Consider the following 16,339-nt stretch of genomic DNA (forward strand, 5'->3'; position numbering starts at 1 on the left):
GACAGCCCCGGAGGACCAGTCCTCCGGGGCTGTCGTACATCCGGGCGGGTCTTCGCGGGTCGCGACCACCCGCCTGGCCTAGGGTCGCGTCATGTCGCGTGACGCCGTCGTCGAAGCCCTGTGCGCCCCCGACCTCGCCGCGGTGGTCGACCTCGTCCTGTGGGTCGAGGACGGCGTGGCGCACGCGGCCAACGCGCTCGGCGCCGTGCGCCTGCACGAGGGCGGGCACCACGAGGTGCTGCGGGGGACGGACCCCGTCGCGAGCGAGGACCCCATGGCGTTCCTGCCGTACGAGCACGAGCTGCGCTGCCCGAGCCCGGCCGTGTCGACCGACAACGCCTACCCGTATGCCGCGCAGCGCATCCTGTCGCTGTTCGCCGACGCCGAGCGCTCTCCCGACGTGGCTGTCGTGCACACGCCCCGGCACTACTTCCCGGACGAGGGCGGCCACGTCGGCGAGCACGGGTCGCTCGACGTGGTGCAGTCCCGGGCGCCGCTGCTGCTGTCGGGTGCCGGTGTCCGCAGGCGTGGCTACGTGGCCGAGCACGCGCGGCTCGTCGACGTGGGGCCCACCCTGGCCGTGCTCGCCGGCGTGCCCGAGGCGGACCTGCGCGACGGCGCGGGGCTACCGCTCGACGGCCGCCCGATGCTCGAGCACCTCGACCTCGCGGTGGCGGTCGGCGATGCCGACGGCCCGGGCGACAACGCACGGCCCGGCGGACGGCGCCGCGTGGTCGGCATCCTCTGGGACGGCGCGCACTGCGGCGAGCTCCTGGCGATGGCCGAGGCAGGGCGGCTCCCCGGGATTGCGCGCCTGGTCGAGCGCGGGCTGGCGCTGCGCGGCGGCGCCGTGGCCGAGTTCCCCAGCGTGACCCTGACCAACCACACCTCGATCCTCACCGGGGTCGGCCCCGGGCGGCACGGTGTGCTCGGCAACGTCTACTACGACCGCGCGACCGGCCAGCAGGTCGTGCCCAACGACGCCGAGACCTGGCACCGGTCGGCAGAGTGGCTGCGGCCGGGGGTGCGCACGGTGTTCGAGATGGTGAACGACCATGTGCCGCAAGGAGACTCACCACGCACGGCGAGCGTGGACGAGGCGATCGACCGCGGGGCGGACTACGGCACCATGGCCCTGCTGCGCGCCGTCGGCGGGTTCGAGGCCGCCACGAAGGCCAGCGAGGGCGTGCTGCCCGAGCCGGCGGAGTCGGCATACCTGCGGGACGCCTCGCACCTCACCGACGACTACTTCCGCTGGGCGGTGCAGGTCGACGACCTGGGTCTGCAGCAGGTGCTCGAGCTCTGGGGGGACGCCGACAGCGCCCCGACGCTCACCTGGTGGGCCAACACCGTCACCGACGCCGGCCACCACGGTGGCGGGCCGCGCTCGGACATGGCGCGGCACGCGCTGGAGCAGTCCGACGCCCGGCTCGTGACGTTCCTGGACCACCTGGAGGGGCTGGGGGTGCTCGACGAGGTCACCTTCCTGCTGACCGCCGACCACGGCTTCGAGGGGTCGGACCCGTCGGTGACCGGCTCGTGGCGCCCCGCGCTCGACGCGCTCGGCATCCCCTACCGCGACGAGGGTCCCGGGTTCGTCTACCTTCTGTGATGGGCCCGCGCGCAGTGCGCGGGCCGGACGATCGGGGGTCGCGACGTGGCCATCAGTGGCGCGTGGGTCGCCGAGGTCGACTTCGTGAGCCTGGGGACCCGTCGGCCGTCAGGGGAGCTGGTGCACACTCCGGTCTGGATCTGCCGGGTGGATGACCGGCTGTGTGTCTGGACCCAGGCGGACAGCGGCAAGGTGCGCAGGGTGCGTCGGGATCCTCGGGCCGAGGTGCGCCCCTGCTCCCGTCGGGGCCACGTCGCGACCGACGCCCCACGGCTCGACGTCCGGGTGTCGGTGCACGAGGACCGGGCGTTCGTGGCGAGGGTCGAGGACGCGCTGCGGACGAAGTACGGGCTCGAGCACCGTGTCGTCGGGGTCGTGGAGCGGCTGCTGCGCCGGAAGCGGGCCCGTCGCGTGGTCCTGGTGCTGGAGCCGTGACCCTCCCGGACGGAGGGTTCGGGGCCGAGTGACCGGGACCCAGCGGCGGCCTAGGCTGCGTCCATGGCTCCCCAGATCCGCATCGCACAGGACGACGCCGCCGACGAGGTGCTGAGCGAGGACCCGTTCGCCCTTCTCGTCGGCATGCTGCTGGACCAGCAGTACCCCATGGAGCACGCGTTCCGCGGTCCGTGGAAGATCCGCAGCCGCTTCGGCACGCTGGACCCCGCGGCGATCGCCGAGGCCGAGCCGGAGGCGTTCGCCGACCTGTGCTCCACGCCTCCTGCCATCCACCGGTACGGCCGGTCGATGGCAGGCCGGGTGCAGCAGCTCGCCGCGGTCGTCCGGGACGAGTACGGCGGGGATGCCCGGCGCATCTGGACGGGGGCGTCCGACGCGCAGGACCTGCTCGCGCGGCTCCGGGCGCTGCCCGGCTTCGGCGACCAGAAGGCGCGGATCTTCGCGGCCCTGGTCGGCAAGCAGCTCGACGTGCGCCCGGCCGGCTGGCAGGAGGCGATCGGGCCGTATGCCGAGGACGGCTCCTACCGCTCGGTGGCCGACGTCGTCGACGCGGACTCGCTGCAGAAGGTGCGCGAGTTCAAGCAGGCGGCCAAGGCACAGGCCAAGGCCGCCGCCAAGGCGGCGGGCTCGTGAGCGAGACGACGGCCCCGGGACCCGTCGCGTGCGCCACCTGCGGCGCCACACCGCAGGACGAGGCCCTGGCCCGGCTGACGTGGTCGCGCGGGTCGGAGAACGGCCGGGACGTCTGGACCTGCGACCGGTGCAGCCGGCGCCACCTGCGCAGCATCGAGGGCAAGCTCGACTCCGCCTGGTGGTGACGGACTCCGGGCCCGGTGGTGACGGAGCCCCACCGGCGGACCGGCACCCGTCCGCGGGGTCGACGATGCGCGGTGACCCGGTCTGCGCTCAGTCGACCGGCGGCGGCAGGTGTCGCAGCCGCATCCCCGGCATGTGGTCGATGACGATCTCTCGGGCCGGCACGGTGCCGTTGAGCTGGCAGAGCACCCCGATGCCGCCGAGCCAGACCCGGTGGATGAGCAGGTAGGACGGCGGCAGGTTCAGCTTCATGCCGACGAGGAACTCCGGTCGGCGCACGTCGTTGACGTGGGCCGCCACGGAGCGCAGCCAGGGCCGGCTGAAGGTGAAGGACTCGTGCTCGAGGGGCTCGATGAACGGCCCGAGGTACTCCAGCAGGGCCTCGGCGTCGATGTTCATCGACGGCTTGATGAAGCCCTCGGAGCGCAGCCCGGCCTCGAGCTCGTCCGCCTGCCCCGACAGCGCCGCCGACACCAGCCGCCCCATCTCCTGCGGCAGGCCGTTCGGGAGCCGGTTGACCGCGCCGTAGTCGATGACCCCCAGCCGGCCGTCCGGGAGCAGGCGGAAGTTGCCCGGGTGCGGGTCGGCGTGCAGCAGGCCGGCCCGGGCCGGTCCGACCAGCAGGAACTCCATGTAGCGGGCGCTCGCCGCGTCGCGCTCCTCCTTCGTGCCGGACTCGACGATCCGGGACAGGGGGGTGCCGTCCATCCACTCCGAGACGATGACGTGCTCGCTGTTGACGAGGACGTCGGGCACGGCGAAGTGCGGGTCGTCGCGGAACGTGCGGGCGAACTTGCGCTGGTTGCCGGCCTCGAGGTTGTAGTCGAGCTCCTCGGTCATCCGGGACTTGAGCTCGTCGGTGATCGGCTTGATGTCCATGCCGGGGATCCAGCCACCGGCGAGGCGCGCCACCCGGGCGAGCTGGTTGAGGTCGGACAGCAGGGCGGCGCCGGCCCCCGGGTACTGGATCTTGACGGCGACGGGGCGCCCGTCGCGCCAGACCGCCCGGTGCACCTGCCCGATCGAGGCGGCCGCGGCCGGGACGTCGTCGAAGGACTGGAACTTGGACGTGCGCCAGCGGGGCCCGAGCTCCTCGGCCAGGACCCTGTGGACCGTCGCGGCCGGCAGCGGGGGAGCGGCCTCCTGCAGCTTGGTGAGCGTGCTGCGGTACGGGCCCGCCAGCTCCTCGGGCATCGCCGCCTCCATGACGGACATCGCCTGACCGAACTTGAGTGCGCCACCCTTGAGCTCGCCGAGGACGCGGAACAGCTGCTCCGCCGTCCGGGCCTGGAGCTCGGCCGCGACGAGCTCGGCGGGCTTGCCACCCACCCGCTTGCCCAGGCCCACGGCGGTGCGTCCTGCGAAGCCCAGGGGCAGGCTGGCCAGTCGGGCGGTGCGGCTGACCGCACGGCGGGGGAGCTCGTTCACCCGGCCATTCTCACCTGAGGAGGCTCCGGTCCGCCGACCGGGCGCGCGGTCGTGTCGTCGGCGCGGCCTCCCCCCACGTCGCCGACGGGCCCCTCGGCGGTGACGCCGAGCGGCATTCCCGTGCCGCCGAGGGGCGCTCCCGTGTGCTCCGCGGTGCACCGCGGGTGCGCCGTCCAGTACCGCTGGCGCACCCCGGGCCACGGCAGACCCACCTCGAGCGAGCGCCCGGAGGGCAGCCGCCGCCCGTCGAGCACGCCCAGGCCGACCATGGCGGTCATCGCGGCAGCCATGGCCACGAGACTCGCCTCGCCGCCGACCTCGGCGCCTGCCCCGACGCTGGGACGGGTGAGCTGCTCGAGCAGGCGGGGCCAGGCGGGGTCGAGGTCGGTGCGGGCCAGGTCGAGGCAGGCGAGGCACGGCCCGGACGGCGAGCCCGCCGGGTCGACGACGGGTCCCACCACCGCCTCGGTCGCGCCGACGAGGACGGGGAGCACGGGGACCGCCCGTCGCACCCACGGCAGGGCGGTCCGCGGGTCCAGGGCGTGCCTGGCGGGGAGCACCACCAGCGACGGGCCGCGGCGCGAGGCCGTCGACGGCGCCGCGTCGTCGTGGACGACGACACCGTGCTCCAGCTCCGTCATCTCCCACGCGTCGGCGGCGGGCCCGACCTCCACCCGGCCCACGCCGGCCCGGCGCAGGGTGCCCGCGACGGCGTCGGGCACCGAGCCCCGACCCGCCACGAGCACGTGGGCCGCGCGCCTGGCGCCGGCCACGGCATACGCGCCCTCGGGTGGGCTGGTGAGGCGCAGCAGGGCCTGGACGTCGTCGCTGAGCAGGGCCCTCTGCCCCGGCGGCAGGCCGGGTGACCCGGTCGCCACCGCCAGCAGTTCCCGGTCCGCGAGCAGCCGCAGCACCCTGGCGCCGGCCGGGGTGGTGAGGGCGGCCGGGACCGGCCGCGTGCCGTCGAGCGCCTCGAGGGCGCCCACCTCGTCCTCAGCGAGCCCGTCGAGGACGACGGACCGTCCGGGTTCGACACCGACCTGCACCTGGCCCGGACCCCGGCGCAGCAGCGGTCCGAGCAGCTTGGGGAGCGGGCGGTGGGTCATGCCAGCCAATCTGGCACAGCGGCAACGGCCGGCCCCGGTCGTCCACAGCCCCGGTGAGGTCGGGCCCGGCACGGCTGGCCGCCACCGCCGACCGGGACGCAGCAAGGGGCGGACCCGACCAGCTGGTCGGGTCCGCCCCTTGCGATGGGAAGTCCTGTGTCAGGCCTTGCCGAGGATGCGGTTGAGGTTGGTGCCGCAGACCGGGCACACACCCTTGGCCATGCGGCGGCCGTTCGTCTCGACGACCTTGCCCTCGGCCTCGCGCTTCTCCTTGCACTTGACGCAGTAGAACTCGCCCTTGTAGGTCTCGTCTGCCATCGCGATGTCTCCTTGTCGATCACACCGCACGGTGCGGTGTCGGACTTCGGCCAACCTAGACCATCCTGAGCACAAATTCCCGCAAGGGGGGCGGATGCGTCGTGCTCAGCGGACCCCCTAGTCTTCGCCCCCATGAGCGCCCTGACCTGGTGGGAGACCCCGTTCGAGGACCTGTCGGTCGCCCTGCGCGAGGCCTCGGGCCGTCGGGTGGCGGTCGTGACCCTCGACCTGCCCGAGCGACGCAACTCGATGTCCGAGGCGATGACCCGGTCGTGGGTGCGGCTGATGGGACGGCTGGGGGAGGACGAGGACCTCGCGGCCGTCGTCGTCACGGGTGCGCCGCCGGCGTTCTGCGCCGGTGGCGACCTGTCGTGGATCGTGGCCGAGCCGGACGCCTCCGTCCCACGGCTGCGGGAGCGGATGCTGGCGTTCTACCGGTCGTGGCTGTCCGTGCGGGACCTGCCGGTGCCGACGATCGCGGCGGTGAACGGGGCCGCGATCGGTGCCGGGTTCGCGCTCGCCCTGGCCTGCGACATCCGGTATGCCGCACAGGACGCCAGGCTCGGGGTGCCGTTCACCTCGCTCGGGCTGCACCCGGGGATGGCAACGACGTGGTCGCTGCCGGACGTCGCCGGGATGGCCGTCGCCCGGGACCTGCTGCTCACGGGCCGGGTCGTCACCGGAGCGGAGGCCGTCGGCCTGGGACTGGTCTCGGGGGCTCTCGCGGCAGAGGCCGTGCTGGACGAGGCGCTCGCCGCCGCCGACCGCGTCGCGGCCGCCGCGCCGGTCGCCACCCGGCTCACCCTGCAGGCCCTGCGCGGGGGAGGACACGACACGGTGGAGACCGCCCTGCAGTGGGAGGCCCTCGCCCAGGCAACCACCCTCTCCACCGAGGACGTGCACGAGGGGATCGCCGCCGCGGCGGCCCGGCGCCGACCGGAGTTCCGCGGCCGCTGACGCCCCCGGACGCCCCGGCCCCGCGACGCGCCGAGGCGCGTCCCACGGGACCCCGGGCGTGTCCCCGCGACGTCCCGGGCGCGCCGGAGCACGGGAAATGTCCGATCCCTCGCCTATCGTGGGAGCGTGAGCACCGACATCGAGGTCAGGCGCAGCCGCCGGCGGCGCCGCACCGTCAGCGCCTACCGCGAGGGCGGGCGCACGATCGTGCTCATCCCGGCCCGCTTCACCAAGGCCGAGGAGCGCCAGTGGGTGGCCACCATGGTCGAGCGGCTTGAGCGGGGGGACCGCCGGCGCCGGCCCAGTGACGCCCAGCTGCGCTCGCGGGCTGCGGAGCTCTCCGGCCGCTACCTCGGCGGCCTGGCCAAGCCCACCTCGATCCGCTGGGTCTCCAACCAGCAGTCCCGGTGGGGGTCGTGCACCCCCTCCGACGGCACGATCCGCATCTCCTCGCGGGTCAAGGGCATGCCCGGGTACGTCCTCGACTACGTCGTGCTGCACGAGCTCGCGCACCTGCTGGCCCCCGGCCACGGTCCCGAGTTCTGGGCCCTGCTGTCCGGCTACCCCAGGCTCGAGCGCGCGCGGGGCTACCTCGAGGGCGTCGCTGCCGCTGCCGGCCTGGAGCTGTCCGACGGTGACTCACCCGCCGAGCCGCTCGTCGACGAGCTCGACGACGTCGACGAGCCCGACGGGGCCCCGGGGCAGGCCGCCCTGGAGTTCGGCCCCACCGAGGACTAGCCGAGCGACGGGCGCGAGGACCGGCCGAGCATCCGGCGCGCGGCCAGCACCATGGGGCCGATCTCGTGCGCGCTGTCGGCGGGCAGGTCGTCGGCCGGCCACCAGCGCACGTCGAGGGACTCCTCGCTGACGGCGTACCCGGCGTCGTCCGGCACCACGCCGGCATACCGGATGTCGAGGTGCTCGGCGCACCGGCCGAACGCCGCGGCGACCAGCTCGTGCCGGTGCAGCTCGACGATCCGCGGGTCGAGAACGAGGTCGGGCAACCCGCTCTCCTCACGCGCCTCGCGGGTGGCGGCCGCGTGCACGGAGGCGTCCTGCGGCTCGAAGTGGCCGCCGAACTGCAGCCACATCCCGGCCTTGCGGTGGTGGGTGAGCAGCACGCGGTCGAGCGAGGGGTTGAGCACGATCGCGCCGGTCGTCAGGTGCTGCGGCGGCCCCTGCTTCCACAGTGCGTCGGGGTGGGCCGCGCACAGCTCGAGGAACTCGCGGCGCCACTGCTCCTGCCCGGCGTCGGGTGCCTGCCACGCCTCGAGTGCCGCGACCGCGTCGTCGCGCAGCGCGAGGTATGCCGCGGGCACGCCGGTGGCGGTGCCCGTGTCGCGTCCGGTCACTGCTCACCCTCGCGCAGGATCTGGTCGAGGGCCGAGTCGAGGGCGCTGTCCTCGGAGGTGCCCACCCGCTCGACGTAGCCCAAGGGGTCGTCGAGGTCGGCGGCGGTGGGGGCGACGTCCGGGTGCCCCCAGGCGGCGTCACGCCCTTCCTGCCCGCGCGCGGCCTCCAGCGCGGCCCAGAGGTTCGCCGCGTCGCGCAGCCGGCGCGGCCGCAGCTCCAGGCCCACGAGGCCCGAGAACACCTTCTCGGCCGGGCCGCCGGTCGCGCGGCGGCGCCGGATGGCCTCGGCGAGGGAGGCGGCCTGCGGGAGGTGGTCGCGGGTGGCGCGCTCGGCCACCACGTCGACCCAGCCCTCGACCAGGGCGAGGTAGGTCTCCAGGCGGCTGAGGGCGGCGCGCTGCGAGGGGCTCGGCTCGGGTCGGAAGAGCTGGTCCTGCAGGGCCGACTGGAGCGCGGTGGCGTCGCTGGGGTCAACCGACTGCAGGGCCGACTCGATGCGGTCGGTGTCGATCGTGATGTCGCGCGCGTAGTCGCGGACCGCCGTCAGCAGCTGCGGCCCGATCCACGGCACATGCGCGAAGAGCCGCACGCGGGCGGCCTCGCGCACGGCGAGGTAGAGGCGCACCTGGTCGAGGTCGACCCCGAGCCCCTCGGCGAAGGCCTCCACGTTCGCCGGCAGCAGCGCGACCGACCGGTCGGCCACGAGCGGCAGCCCGACCTCGGTGCCGCTGACGGTCTCGGACGCCAGGGCGCCGACCGCCTGGCCGACCTGCAGCCCGAACATCGAGCCGCTCATCCGGGCCATGACCGGCTCCATCTGGCCGAGCATCGCGGCGGGGTCGACACCGGGGGGCAGCAGGCCCTCGGGCAGCATCCCCTCCGGGATCCCGCCCTCGCCCAGCTCGGCGATCTGCGCGCGCATGGCGTCGCCGACCGCGCGCCCGACGCCCTCGGCGACGGGGCCCACGAGGTCCCGCCACGTGGGCATCGTGGCCTCGACCCACTCGGCCCGGCTCCAGGCGTGCGTGCTGATGCCCGGCGCCTCGAACGCCGTCACCTGGTCGAGCCACAGCTCGGCGACCTGGACGGCCTGGTCGACCTGGCGGCGCGCGGCGTCCGGGACGAGCGTGTCGCCCTCGGCGGCGACCACCTTGCGCGCGGTGTCGGTGGCGAGCGTGGCGTTGAACGGCTCGCCGGTGTCGCCGGCCGCGCCGGTGAACATGGCCTGCACCTGGCCGGCCATCATCTCGAGCATCGCGGGGTCGACCCGGTCGACGCCCATGTCCTTGAGCGCCTGCACCATCTGGGGGTCGAGCCCGGCGCCGCCGGTGAGCCGGCGCAGCACCTGCTCCAGCTCGGGAGGCAGCCCCGAACCGGCGTCGTCGCCGGGCAGGTCGGGCAGGTCGGGGTGGTCGGGCACAACGGCTCCTCGGGAGTCCTGAGAGGATGGCTTCGTCCAAGACAACCACGTGGAGGCCACGGTGAGTTCCCCAGCGGGCGCCCAGGGGGGTGCAGTTCGCTCGCGGCGTAGCGCCGTCGACGTCGCGGTCGTCGGCACCGCCGGCGCGGCGAGCCAGGCCGTCCTGCGCGCGCTGGTGACGACCGCTGCCCGGGGGACCGCCGGCGCCACCGCACGCGGGCCGCAGTCGCGGATCGGGACCGTCCTGGCCGTCGACGTCGAGCGGCCGCCGGTGGGCGGTGTCGAGTACCGCCAGTGCGACCCGGCCCACCCCACGCTGGTGGAGGCGCTGCGCGGCGTGCACGCCGCGGCATACGTCGCGACGAGCACGGACCTCGACTCCGACCTGGCGCTCGGGGCGCGGGTGCGGCGCGAGCGCAACCTGCGCCGCGCACAGACGGTCATCACCGCCGCCGCGGCCGCCGGGGTCCGTCACCTCGTGGTGGTCACGGGGGCGCAGGTCTACGGCGCCCACCCCGACAACCCGGTCCCGCTGCCCGACGACGCCCCCTTGCGCGCACCGAGCGACGAGGGCCAGGTCGGTGACCTCATGGACGTCGAGCAGCTCGTGGGCGTCGCCCGCGACGTGCACCCCGGGCTGCGGATCACCGCCGTCCGACCGGCTGCCCTGGTCGGCGACGGCGTCGACACGGTGCTCACCCGGCACTTCGAGGCCCCTCGGCTGCTGACCGTCCGCGGCTCGGACCCGGCGTGGCAGTTCTGCCACGTCGACGACCTCGGCTCCGCCGTGGCCCTCGTCGTGGCGCGGGGCATCGACGGTGCGGTGTCGGTGGGCGCCCCGGGGCACCTCACCCAGCGTGACCTCGAGCGCCTGACCGGTATGCGACCGGTGGAGCTGAGCCTCGGTGCGGCCATGGGAACCGCGGACCGGCTCCACCGCGTTGGGGTCTTGCCGGCACCCGCCAGCGACCTCGCCTTCGTCGCCTTCCCCTGGGCGGTGTCGGCGGGCCGACTGCTCGACGACGGGTGGGAGCCGGTCCACGACAACGAGACCTGCCTCGGCGTGCTGCTCGACACCATCCGGGGTTCGCACGCGGTCGCGGCGCGACGCCTCGACCGCAAGGACGCCGCCCTCGGGGCGGCCAGCGCCGCGGTCGCCCTCGTGGGCACCGCGGCCATCATGCGGCGTCGCCGCAGGAAGGGTGGGTCATGACCGACCGCACCACCGGGACCACCAGCGAGCCGATGGGGGAGGCCGAGGTCGTCCTCGCCGTCGTCCGGGACGAGCCGCTGGGGGTCGACGAGGTCCTCGACGCCGTGCGGCACCCGCGCTGCGGAGCCGTGTCGCTGTTCGTCGGGGTGGTGCGCGACCACGACCACGGTGAGCCCGTGAGCGCCCTCGACTACTCCAGCCACCCCAGCGCCGCGGACGAGCTGGCCCGCGTCTGCAGGGACGTCGCATCGCGGCACTCGGTTGCACGGCTCGCCGCCGTGCACCGCTCCGGACACCTCGAGGTCGGCGACCTCGCCGTGGTCGTGGGCGTCTCCGCCCCGCACCGCGGTGAGGCGATGGAGGCCTGCCGCGACCTCATCGACACGCTCAAGTCGACCGTGCCGATCTGGAAGCACCAGCAGTTCGCCGACGGCACCGACGAGTGGGTGGGGCTGCCGTGACCCTGTCGTCCACGTCGTCGCCTCCCCCCGCCGGGCCCGAGGGCCCCCAGGGACCCCTCGGCCCCCAGGACGGGGACGGGCGGGACGACTACCGCCTCGGCCGCCGGTCGGTCGCCGTCCTCGTCGGCGGCTTCCTGCTCATCGCCCTGGCCGCGCTCTCGACGATGGTGGGCCTGCCCTACGTCGTCCTGAAGCCCGGACCCGTCACCAACATCATCGCGTCCGGCAAGACGCCACTGATCACCGTCTCCGGCGCGAAGACCTACCCGACCGAGGGCGCCCTCGACTTCACCACCGTCCGGGTCGCCGGCGGACCCGGCTTCCGGGTCACCGTGTGGGACCTGCTGGGGGCTGCCCTGAACCGCAGCGAGGAGATCGAGCCGGAGGAGGCGTACTTCCCCAAGGGCATCACCGACAAGCAGGTGCAGGAGGAGGGCGCTGCGGAGATGGCCGACTCGCAGCAGGAGGCGATCGCGGTCGCCCTCCGCGCGGTCGGCCAGAAGGTCGTGCAGCACGTCGTCATCGCCCAGGTCACGCAGGACAGCCCGAACCGGTCCGTCCTTCGCCCGGGTGACGAGATCGTCAGCGTCGACGGGACGGCCGTCGTCGACAGCGCCTCCATCCGGACGGCCATCGGCAAGCACACGGCCGGCCAGACGGTGAAGCTCGGGCTGGTCCGTGGTGGCAAGCCGGTCGACGTCACCGCGACCACCCGCGACGCCGGCGGCCGGACGACGATCGGCGTCTTCCTCGGGGTCCGGTTCGACTTCCCGTTCACCGTCAAGATCGATGCCGGCAACGTCGGCGGACCCTCGGCCGGCACCATGTTCGCGCTCGGTCTCTACGACACGCTCACGCCCGGGGCGCTGACCGGCGGCGCGAAGGTCGCCGGCACGGGCACGATCGACAGCACCGGCGCCGTCGGCCCGATCGGCGGCATCCGGCAGAAGCTCGTCGGCGCCCGCGACGGCGGTGCGCAGTGGTTCCTCGCGCCCGCCGACAACTGCAACGAGGTCGTCGGCCACGTGCCGGACGGCCTGCGTGTGGTCCGGATCGCGACCTTCGACCAGGCCCGGTCCTCCGTCGAGGCCATCGCCGCCCACCGCGGCGGCTCGCTGCCCACCTGCACGAAGTGAGGCCCCGCCCGCCCGCGTGAGCGGGCAGGCGGGTATGCCGCGCAGCCGCGTCAGTCCTGCAGCGTCGCCCTGAGGGCGTGCACCAGGCCCGGGGCGATGTCGTCGCCGAGGGCGACCTGGTCGTCGCTGTCGTGCGCGCGCTGGCGCAGCAGGCAGCGGCTCTGGCCGTCGCGGGTGACGGCGACGAGCAGCCGCACGTCCTGCCGGGCGGGGTGCGAGGCCAGGGCGTCGACCGCGGACTGGGCGTGGACGGGCAGGTCGCGCTCGGCCTCCGGCGGGACGACGATCCGCTCGACGGCCAGGGCTGCGCCGACGACGGACTCCGGCCAGGCGATGCCGCCGAGCAGCGACTCGATGTTCGAGGTGGGGGGCAGGTTCTCCTGCTCGATCGCGCTCAGGGCCCCCTCGGCGAGGTCCGACCCGTGCATGCCCGCGCGCAGGTGCGGCTCACGCTCGAGCAGGTCGGCGGTGGGGACGAGGGCGAACAGCCGCGGGTTCTGGTCCCACCCGGACGCGGCGACGTGGCGCTCGGTGTCGAGGGCGGCGATGGACAACGGGTCCGCGACGGGACGGCTGGTCTGGCTCACCCGCTCATGGTGCCGCATCGGCCGGAGGCGCCGAGGCAGAGGGCGCCGGGTCAGCGGTCGGTGGGGTGGCGGGGACGGGGGACGGCGCCAACCTCCCGGGAACCCCAGCCGTCATCGGTAAGTTGGTCCCACTACCAGCAGGTGGCCGGGGTGGCTGCTCGCGCGGCAGATCGGGCGTGGTGTGAGTTCTTCGGAGTGGTTCGGGCCGGGCGAGTCCTCGGGAGGCGGCCGGCCCGGTGGCGGCCCGGGCGGGCCCGGCGGCAGGCGGCCCCCGACCATGGCCTTCCGCCGGCGGCGTGGTCCGCTCGGCCCGACGATCGCCATCGTGGTGGCGCTGGGCATCGTGGTCTCCGTCGCGGCATCCGTGTGGACCGAGGTGCTCTGGTACCAGTCCGTCGGGTACGAGGAGGTGTTCCGCACCGAGCTGCTCACCAAGGCCGTGCTCTTCGTCCTCGGCTTCGTCATCACCGCGGCGCTCGTCGCGTCCAGCCTCGTCGTCGGCTGGCGCACCCGGCCGATCTACGCGCCGGTGACGCCGCAGCAGCAGAACCTCGACCAGTACCGCGAGGCCATCGAGCCGCTGCGCAAGGTCGCCATGGTCGTCATCCCGGGTGTCCTCGGCCTGCTCGCCGGCACGGGTGCGGCAGGTCAGTGGAAGACGTACCTGCTGTGGCGCAACGGCGTCCCCTTCGGCCGGAGGGACGCGCAGTTCAACCTCGACCTGTCGTTCTTCGTCTTCACCCTGCCCTGGATCCGGTTCCTGCTCGGCTTCCTGACGATGGCGCTCGTCATGGCGCTCGTGGCGGCTGCCTTCACCCACTACGTCTACGGCGGCCTGCAGGTGCAGGGCCGTGGCGAGCGCACGACGCGGGCGGCTCGCACGCACCTCGCGATCCTGCTGGCCGCCATCGTGCTGGTCCGGGCCGCGAGCTACTGGTTCGACCGGTACAGCCTGGCCACGAAGGACAACCGGCTGCTGACCGGCATCGGGTACACCGACGCCAACGCAGTGCTGCCCACCAAGGTGATCCTGGCCGTGGCCGCCGTGATGACGGCGGCGCTGTTCATCGCCTCGATCTGGACCCGGTCCTGGCGGCTGCCGGCCGTCGGCGTGGGACTGCTCGTCGTCACCTCGGTCGTCGTCGGCAGCATCTACCCCGCCCTCGTGCAGCGGTTCCAGGTCCGACCGTCGGAGAAGTCCCTGGAGCAGAAGTACATCCAGCGCAGCATCGACGCCACGCGCGCGGCATACGGCATCGACGGGCTGAGCAGCACCCCGTACACGGCGACGACGGAGGCCAAGCCCGACCAGCTGCGCGACGACGCCGAGACGATCCCCGGCATCCGCCTGGTCGACCCCATCGTGGTGTCCCCGACGTTCAAGCAGCTGCAGTCGGTCAAGTCGTACTACGCGTTCCCGGACGCCCTGGACGTCGACCGCTACGCCATCGACGGCAAGGTGCGCGACACCGTCGTCGCCGTCCGGGAGCTCGACCTCGACGGCGTGCCGCAGAACCAGCGGAACTGGCTCAACGACCACACCGTCTACACCCACGGCTTCGGGGTCGTCGCGGCATACGGCAACCAGCGCACGGCGGACGGCGAGCCGGTCTTCTACGAGCAGAACATCCCGCAGACGGGGCCGCTCGGCGACTTCCAGCCACGGATCTACTTCGGTGAGAAGTCGCCCGACTACTCGATCGTCGGTGGCGCGCCGGGTGCGGCGCCGCGCGAGTTCGACTACCCGGACAACAGCACCGCGGGGCAGAAGAACACGACCTACTCCGGTGGCGGCGGCGTCAGGCTGAGCTCGATCTTCCGGCAGGCGGCCTACGCCCTGAAGTACCGCGAGCTCAACTTCCTGCTCTCGGACGCGGTGACCGACCAGAGCCGCATCCTCGACCACCGCAAGCCGCTGGAGCGGGTCGAGCGCGTCGCCCCGTGGCTGACCCTCGACGGCAACCCGTACCCCGCCGTCGTCGACGGACGGGTGCAGTGGATCGTCGACGGCTACACGACCACGGCGGACTACCCGTACTCGCGGCTCAAGGAGATCGACAACGCCACGTCCGACTCCACGACCGCCACCTCCTCGGCGGTGCGGCCCATCGGCAGCGGGCAGGTCAACTACATCCGCAACTCGGTCAAGGCGACCGTCGACGCCGAGAGCGGCGCGGTCAAGCTCTACACGTGGGACGAGAAGGACCCGCTGCTCAAGGCGTGGAGCAACGCGTTCGGCAACACGGTGCTGCCGATGTCGCAGATCAGCGGCGACCTCATGGCGCACCTGCGCTACCCCGAGGACCTGTTCAAGGTGCAGCGGCAGGTGCTGACCCAGTACCACGTCACCGACGCTGCGTCGTTCTACGGCGGCCAGGACTACTGGGAGGTCCCCGAGGACCCGGCGCAGGAGGCCCGCAACGTCGACCAGCCGCCGTACTACCTGACGCTGAAGATGCCCGACCAGGACAGCGCCAAGTTCTCGCTCACGACGACGTTCAAGCCGGTCGGCGACCGGCAGGTCCTGTCGGGCTTCCTCGCGGTCGACGCCGACGCCGGCTCCACCGCGGGCCAGCCCAGCGCCGACTACGGCAAGCTGCGCCTGCTCGAGCTGCCCAAGGACAGCCAGGTGCGTGGCCCGGGCCAGGTCCAGAACGACATCAACTCCTCGAACCAGACCTCAGCGGCGTTCAGCCTGACGCTGAGCCAGTTCCTCAACAACGCGCGCCAGCAGGGCTCCCGGGTCACCCTCGGCAACCTGCTGACGCTGCCCGTCGGGGGCGGTCTGCTCTACGTCCAGCCGATCTACGTCAGCGCCAACAGCACCTCGTCGTTCCCGCTGTCGCGGGCGACCGTGGTGGCGTTCGGCAACAAGCTGGCGTGGTCCGACACCCTCGACGGCGCGCTCGACGGGCTGTTCGGTGGCCGGTCCGGTGCCACGGCGGGCGACTCGGGGACGGGCTCGGGCACGGGCTCGACGCCGACGACGCCCACCACCCCGACGACGCCGTCCACCGGCAACGCGGCGCTGGCCCAGGCGCTCGCCGACATCCAGTCGGCGTACGACGACGGCCAGAAGGCGCTCAAGGCGGGCGACTTCGCGGCATACGGCGAGGCGCAGAAGAAGCTCGACGACGCCATCAAGCGCGCGGTGGCCGCCGCCCCCAAGGGCGGCAGCGCCACGGTGACGCCGACCCCGTCGGGCACGGCGACCACGCCGTCGCCGAGCGCCACGACGACGAAGTAGGAGAGCCCGGGACAGGCGACGGACAGCAGCGTGGGCGCCCGATTTGGCCCAACCGCAGGGAGTCCCGTAGAGTTGGGACTACCGACGCGGGGTGGAGCAGCTCGGTAGCTCGCCGGGCTCATAACCCGGAGGTCGCAGGTTCAAATCCTGCCCCCGCTACCAATCGCATCGGCGACACGAAGGCCCGGACCACACGGTCCGGGCCTTCGTCGTGCGTGAGCCGGTCAGA

16 protein-coding genes and 1 tRNA gene are annotated in these 16,339 nt (G+C 73.7%); 11 read left to right on the forward strand and 6 right to left on the reverse strand.

What is annotated here, in order from left to right; translation table 11 throughout:
- The first annotated feature begins 91 nt into the window (after positions 1 to 91).
- The 4 genes from J2X64_RS12370 (at position 92) to J2X64_RS12385 (ending at position 2,886) form a co-directional block, all read left to right on the forward strand.
- Positions 92 to 1,612: an alkaline phosphatase family protein gene (locus J2X64_RS12370; protein ID WP_310154719.1), complete on the forward strand. Its 1,521-nt coding sequence runs from the start codon at positions 92 to 94 to the stop codon at positions 1,610 to 1,612.
- 45 nt (positions 1,613 to 1,657) lie between these two features.
- Entirely contained in the window at positions 1,658 to 2,047 is a 390-nt protein-coding gene (locus J2X64_RS12375) for a PPOX class F420-dependent oxidoreductase (RefSeq protein WP_310154722.1), read from the forward strand.
- A gap of 63 nt (positions 2,048 to 2,110) precedes the next feature.
- Positions 2,111 to 2,701, forward strand: a complete 591-nt coding sequence (locus J2X64_RS12380; protein ID WP_310154727.1) for an HhH-GPD-type base excision DNA repair protein — start codon at positions 2,111 to 2,113, stop codon at positions 2,699 to 2,701.
- Positions 2,698 to 2,886: a hypothetical protein gene (locus J2X64_RS12385; protein ID WP_310154730.1), complete on the forward strand. Its 189-nt coding sequence runs from the start codon at positions 2,698 to 2,700 to the stop codon at positions 2,884 to 2,886. Before J2X64_RS12380 ends, J2X64_RS12385 begins: the two co-directional genes overlap by 4 nt.
- Before the next feature lie 88 nt (positions 2,887 to 2,974).
- Here J2X64_RS12385 and J2X64_RS12390 read toward each other — a convergent pair whose 3' ends face one another.
- From J2X64_RS12390 to J2X64_RS12400, 3 genes are all read right to left on the reverse strand, one after another.
- Positions 2,975 to 4,312 (reverse strand): AarF/ABC1/UbiB kinase family protein, encoded by a 1,338-nt coding sequence (locus tag J2X64_RS12390; protein WP_310154733.1) that lies wholly within the window; start codon positions 4,310 to 4,312, stop codon positions 2,975 to 2,977.
- Entirely contained in the window at positions 4,309 to 5,418 is a 1,110-nt protein-coding gene (locus J2X64_RS12395) for a hypothetical protein (RefSeq protein WP_310154736.1), read from the reverse strand. The genes J2X64_RS12390 and J2X64_RS12395 overlap by 4 nt, the downstream gene beginning before the upstream one ends.
- A 159-nt stretch (positions 5,419 to 5,577) precedes the next feature.
- On the reverse strand, positions 5,578 to 5,736 hold the full coding sequence (locus J2X64_RS12400) for a DUF5679 domain-containing protein (protein WP_091756008.1): 159 nt from the start codon (positions 5,734 to 5,736) through the stop codon (positions 5,578 to 5,580).
- A gap of 132 nt (positions 5,737 to 5,868) precedes the next feature.
- Here J2X64_RS12400 and J2X64_RS12405 point away from each other — a divergent pair, with 132 nt between their 5' ends.
- Both J2X64_RS12405 and J2X64_RS12410 read left to right on the forward strand, forming a co-directional pair.
- Positions 5,869 to 6,693: an enoyl-CoA hydratase/isomerase family protein gene (locus J2X64_RS12405; RefSeq protein WP_310154741.1), complete on the forward strand. Its 825-nt coding sequence runs from the start codon at positions 5,869 to 5,871 to the stop codon at positions 6,691 to 6,693.
- A 126-nt stretch (positions 6,694 to 6,819) separates the two neighbouring features.
- Complete coding sequence (locus J2X64_RS12410; protein ID WP_310154744.1) at positions 6,820 to 7,431, forward strand: M48 family metallopeptidase; 612 nt, start codon at positions 6,820 to 6,822, stop codon at positions 7,429 to 7,431.
- Here the strand turns inward: J2X64_RS12410 and J2X64_RS12415 are convergent.
- Positions 7,428 to 8,045: an NUDIX domain-containing protein gene (locus J2X64_RS12415; protein WP_310154747.1), complete on the reverse strand. Its 618-nt coding sequence runs from the start codon at positions 8,043 to 8,045 to the stop codon at positions 7,428 to 7,430. The genes J2X64_RS12410 and J2X64_RS12415 overlap by 4 nt on opposite strands.
- Complete coding sequence (locus tag J2X64_RS12420) at positions 8,042 to 9,466, reverse strand: zinc-dependent metalloprotease (RefSeq protein ID WP_310154750.1); 1,425 nt, start codon at positions 9,464 to 9,466, stop codon at positions 8,042 to 8,044. Before J2X64_RS12420 ends, J2X64_RS12415 begins: the two co-directional genes overlap by 4 nt.
- 61 nt (positions 9,467 to 9,527) lie before the next feature.
- Here J2X64_RS12420 and J2X64_RS12425 point away from each other — a divergent pair, with 61 nt between their 5' ends.
- From J2X64_RS12425 to J2X64_RS12435, 3 genes are read left to right on the forward strand one after another with little or no spacing between them, the layout of a single operon-like run.
- Complete coding sequence (locus tag J2X64_RS12425) at positions 9,528 to 10,679, forward strand: NAD-dependent epimerase/dehydratase family protein (protein ID WP_310154753.1); 1,152 nt, start codon at positions 9,528 to 9,530, stop codon at positions 10,677 to 10,679.
- Entirely contained in the window at positions 10,676 to 11,140 is a 465-nt protein-coding gene (locus J2X64_RS12430) for a molybdenum cofactor biosynthesis protein MoaE (protein WP_310154756.1), read from the forward strand. The genes J2X64_RS12425 and J2X64_RS12430 overlap by 4 nt, the downstream gene beginning before the upstream one ends.
- Positions 11,137 to 12,276, forward strand: a complete 1,140-nt coding sequence (locus J2X64_RS12435) for a PDZ domain-containing protein (RefSeq protein WP_310154759.1) — start codon at positions 11,137 to 11,139, stop codon at positions 12,274 to 12,276. The genes J2X64_RS12430 and J2X64_RS12435 overlap by 4 nt, the downstream gene beginning before the upstream one ends.
- 50 nt (positions 12,277 to 12,326) lie before the next feature.
- Here the strand turns inward: J2X64_RS12435 and J2X64_RS12440 are convergent, their stop codons facing one another.
- Positions 12,327 to 12,881 (reverse strand): PPA1309 family protein, encoded by a 555-nt coding sequence (locus J2X64_RS12440; protein WP_310154762.1) that lies wholly within the window; start codon positions 12,879 to 12,881, stop codon positions 12,327 to 12,329.
- Positions 12,882 to 13,140: 259 nt separating this feature from the next.
- On the opposite strand from J2X64_RS12440, the gene J2X64_RS12445 reads away from it, so the two are divergent.
- Together J2X64_RS12445 and J2X64_RS12450 are read left to right on the forward strand one after the other, a co-directional pair.
- Positions 13,141 to 16,110, forward strand: a complete 2,970-nt coding sequence (locus J2X64_RS12445; protein ID WP_310154763.1) for a UPF0182 family protein — start codon at positions 13,141 to 13,143, stop codon at positions 16,108 to 16,110.
- Positions 16,111 to 16,195: 85 nt separating this feature from the next.
- Positions 16,196 to 16,272 (forward strand) — tRNA-Met (locus J2X64_RS12450).
- The last annotated feature ends 67 nt before the right edge of the window (positions 16,273 to 16,339 follow it).

Source organism: Phycicoccus sp. 3266 (assembly GCF_031456495.1).
Classification (GTDB): domain Bacteria; phylum Actinomycetota; class Actinomycetes; order Actinomycetales; family Dermatophilaceae; genus Pedococcus.

Bases quoted from the DNA above. Each gene is read 5' to 3' on its own strand.
- J2X64_RS12380 (WP_310154727.1), top strand. From the start codon at position 2,111: ATGGCTCCCCAGATCCGCATCGCACAGGACGACGCCGCCGACGAGGTG.
- J2X64_RS12440 (WP_310154762.1), bottom strand. From the start codon at position 12,881: ATGCGGCACCATGAGCGGGTGAGCCAGACCAGCCGTCCCGTCGCGGAC.
- J2X64_RS12445 (WP_310154763.1), top strand. From the start codon at position 13,141: ATGGCCTTCCGCCGGCGGCGTGGTCCGCTCGGCCCGACGATCGCCATC.
- J2X64_RS12430 (WP_310154756.1), top strand. From the start codon at position 10,676: ATGACCGACCGCACCACCGGGACCACCAGCGAGCCGATGGGGGAGGCC.
- J2X64_RS12405 (WP_310154741.1), top strand. From the start codon at position 5,869: ATGAGCGCCCTGACCTGGTGGGAGACCCCGTTCGAGGACCTGTCGGTC.
- J2X64_RS12400 (WP_091756008.1), bottom strand. From the start codon at position 5,736: ATGGCAGACGAGACCTACAAGGGCGAGTTCTACTGCGTCAAGTGCAAG.
- J2X64_RS12395 (WP_310154736.1), bottom strand. From the start codon at position 5,418: ATGACCCACCGCCCGCTCCCCAAGCTGCTCGGACCGCTGCTGCGCCGG.
- J2X64_RS12370 (WP_310154719.1), top strand. From the start codon at position 92: ATGTCGCGTGACGCCGTCGTCGAAGCCCTGTGCGCCCCCGACCTCGCC.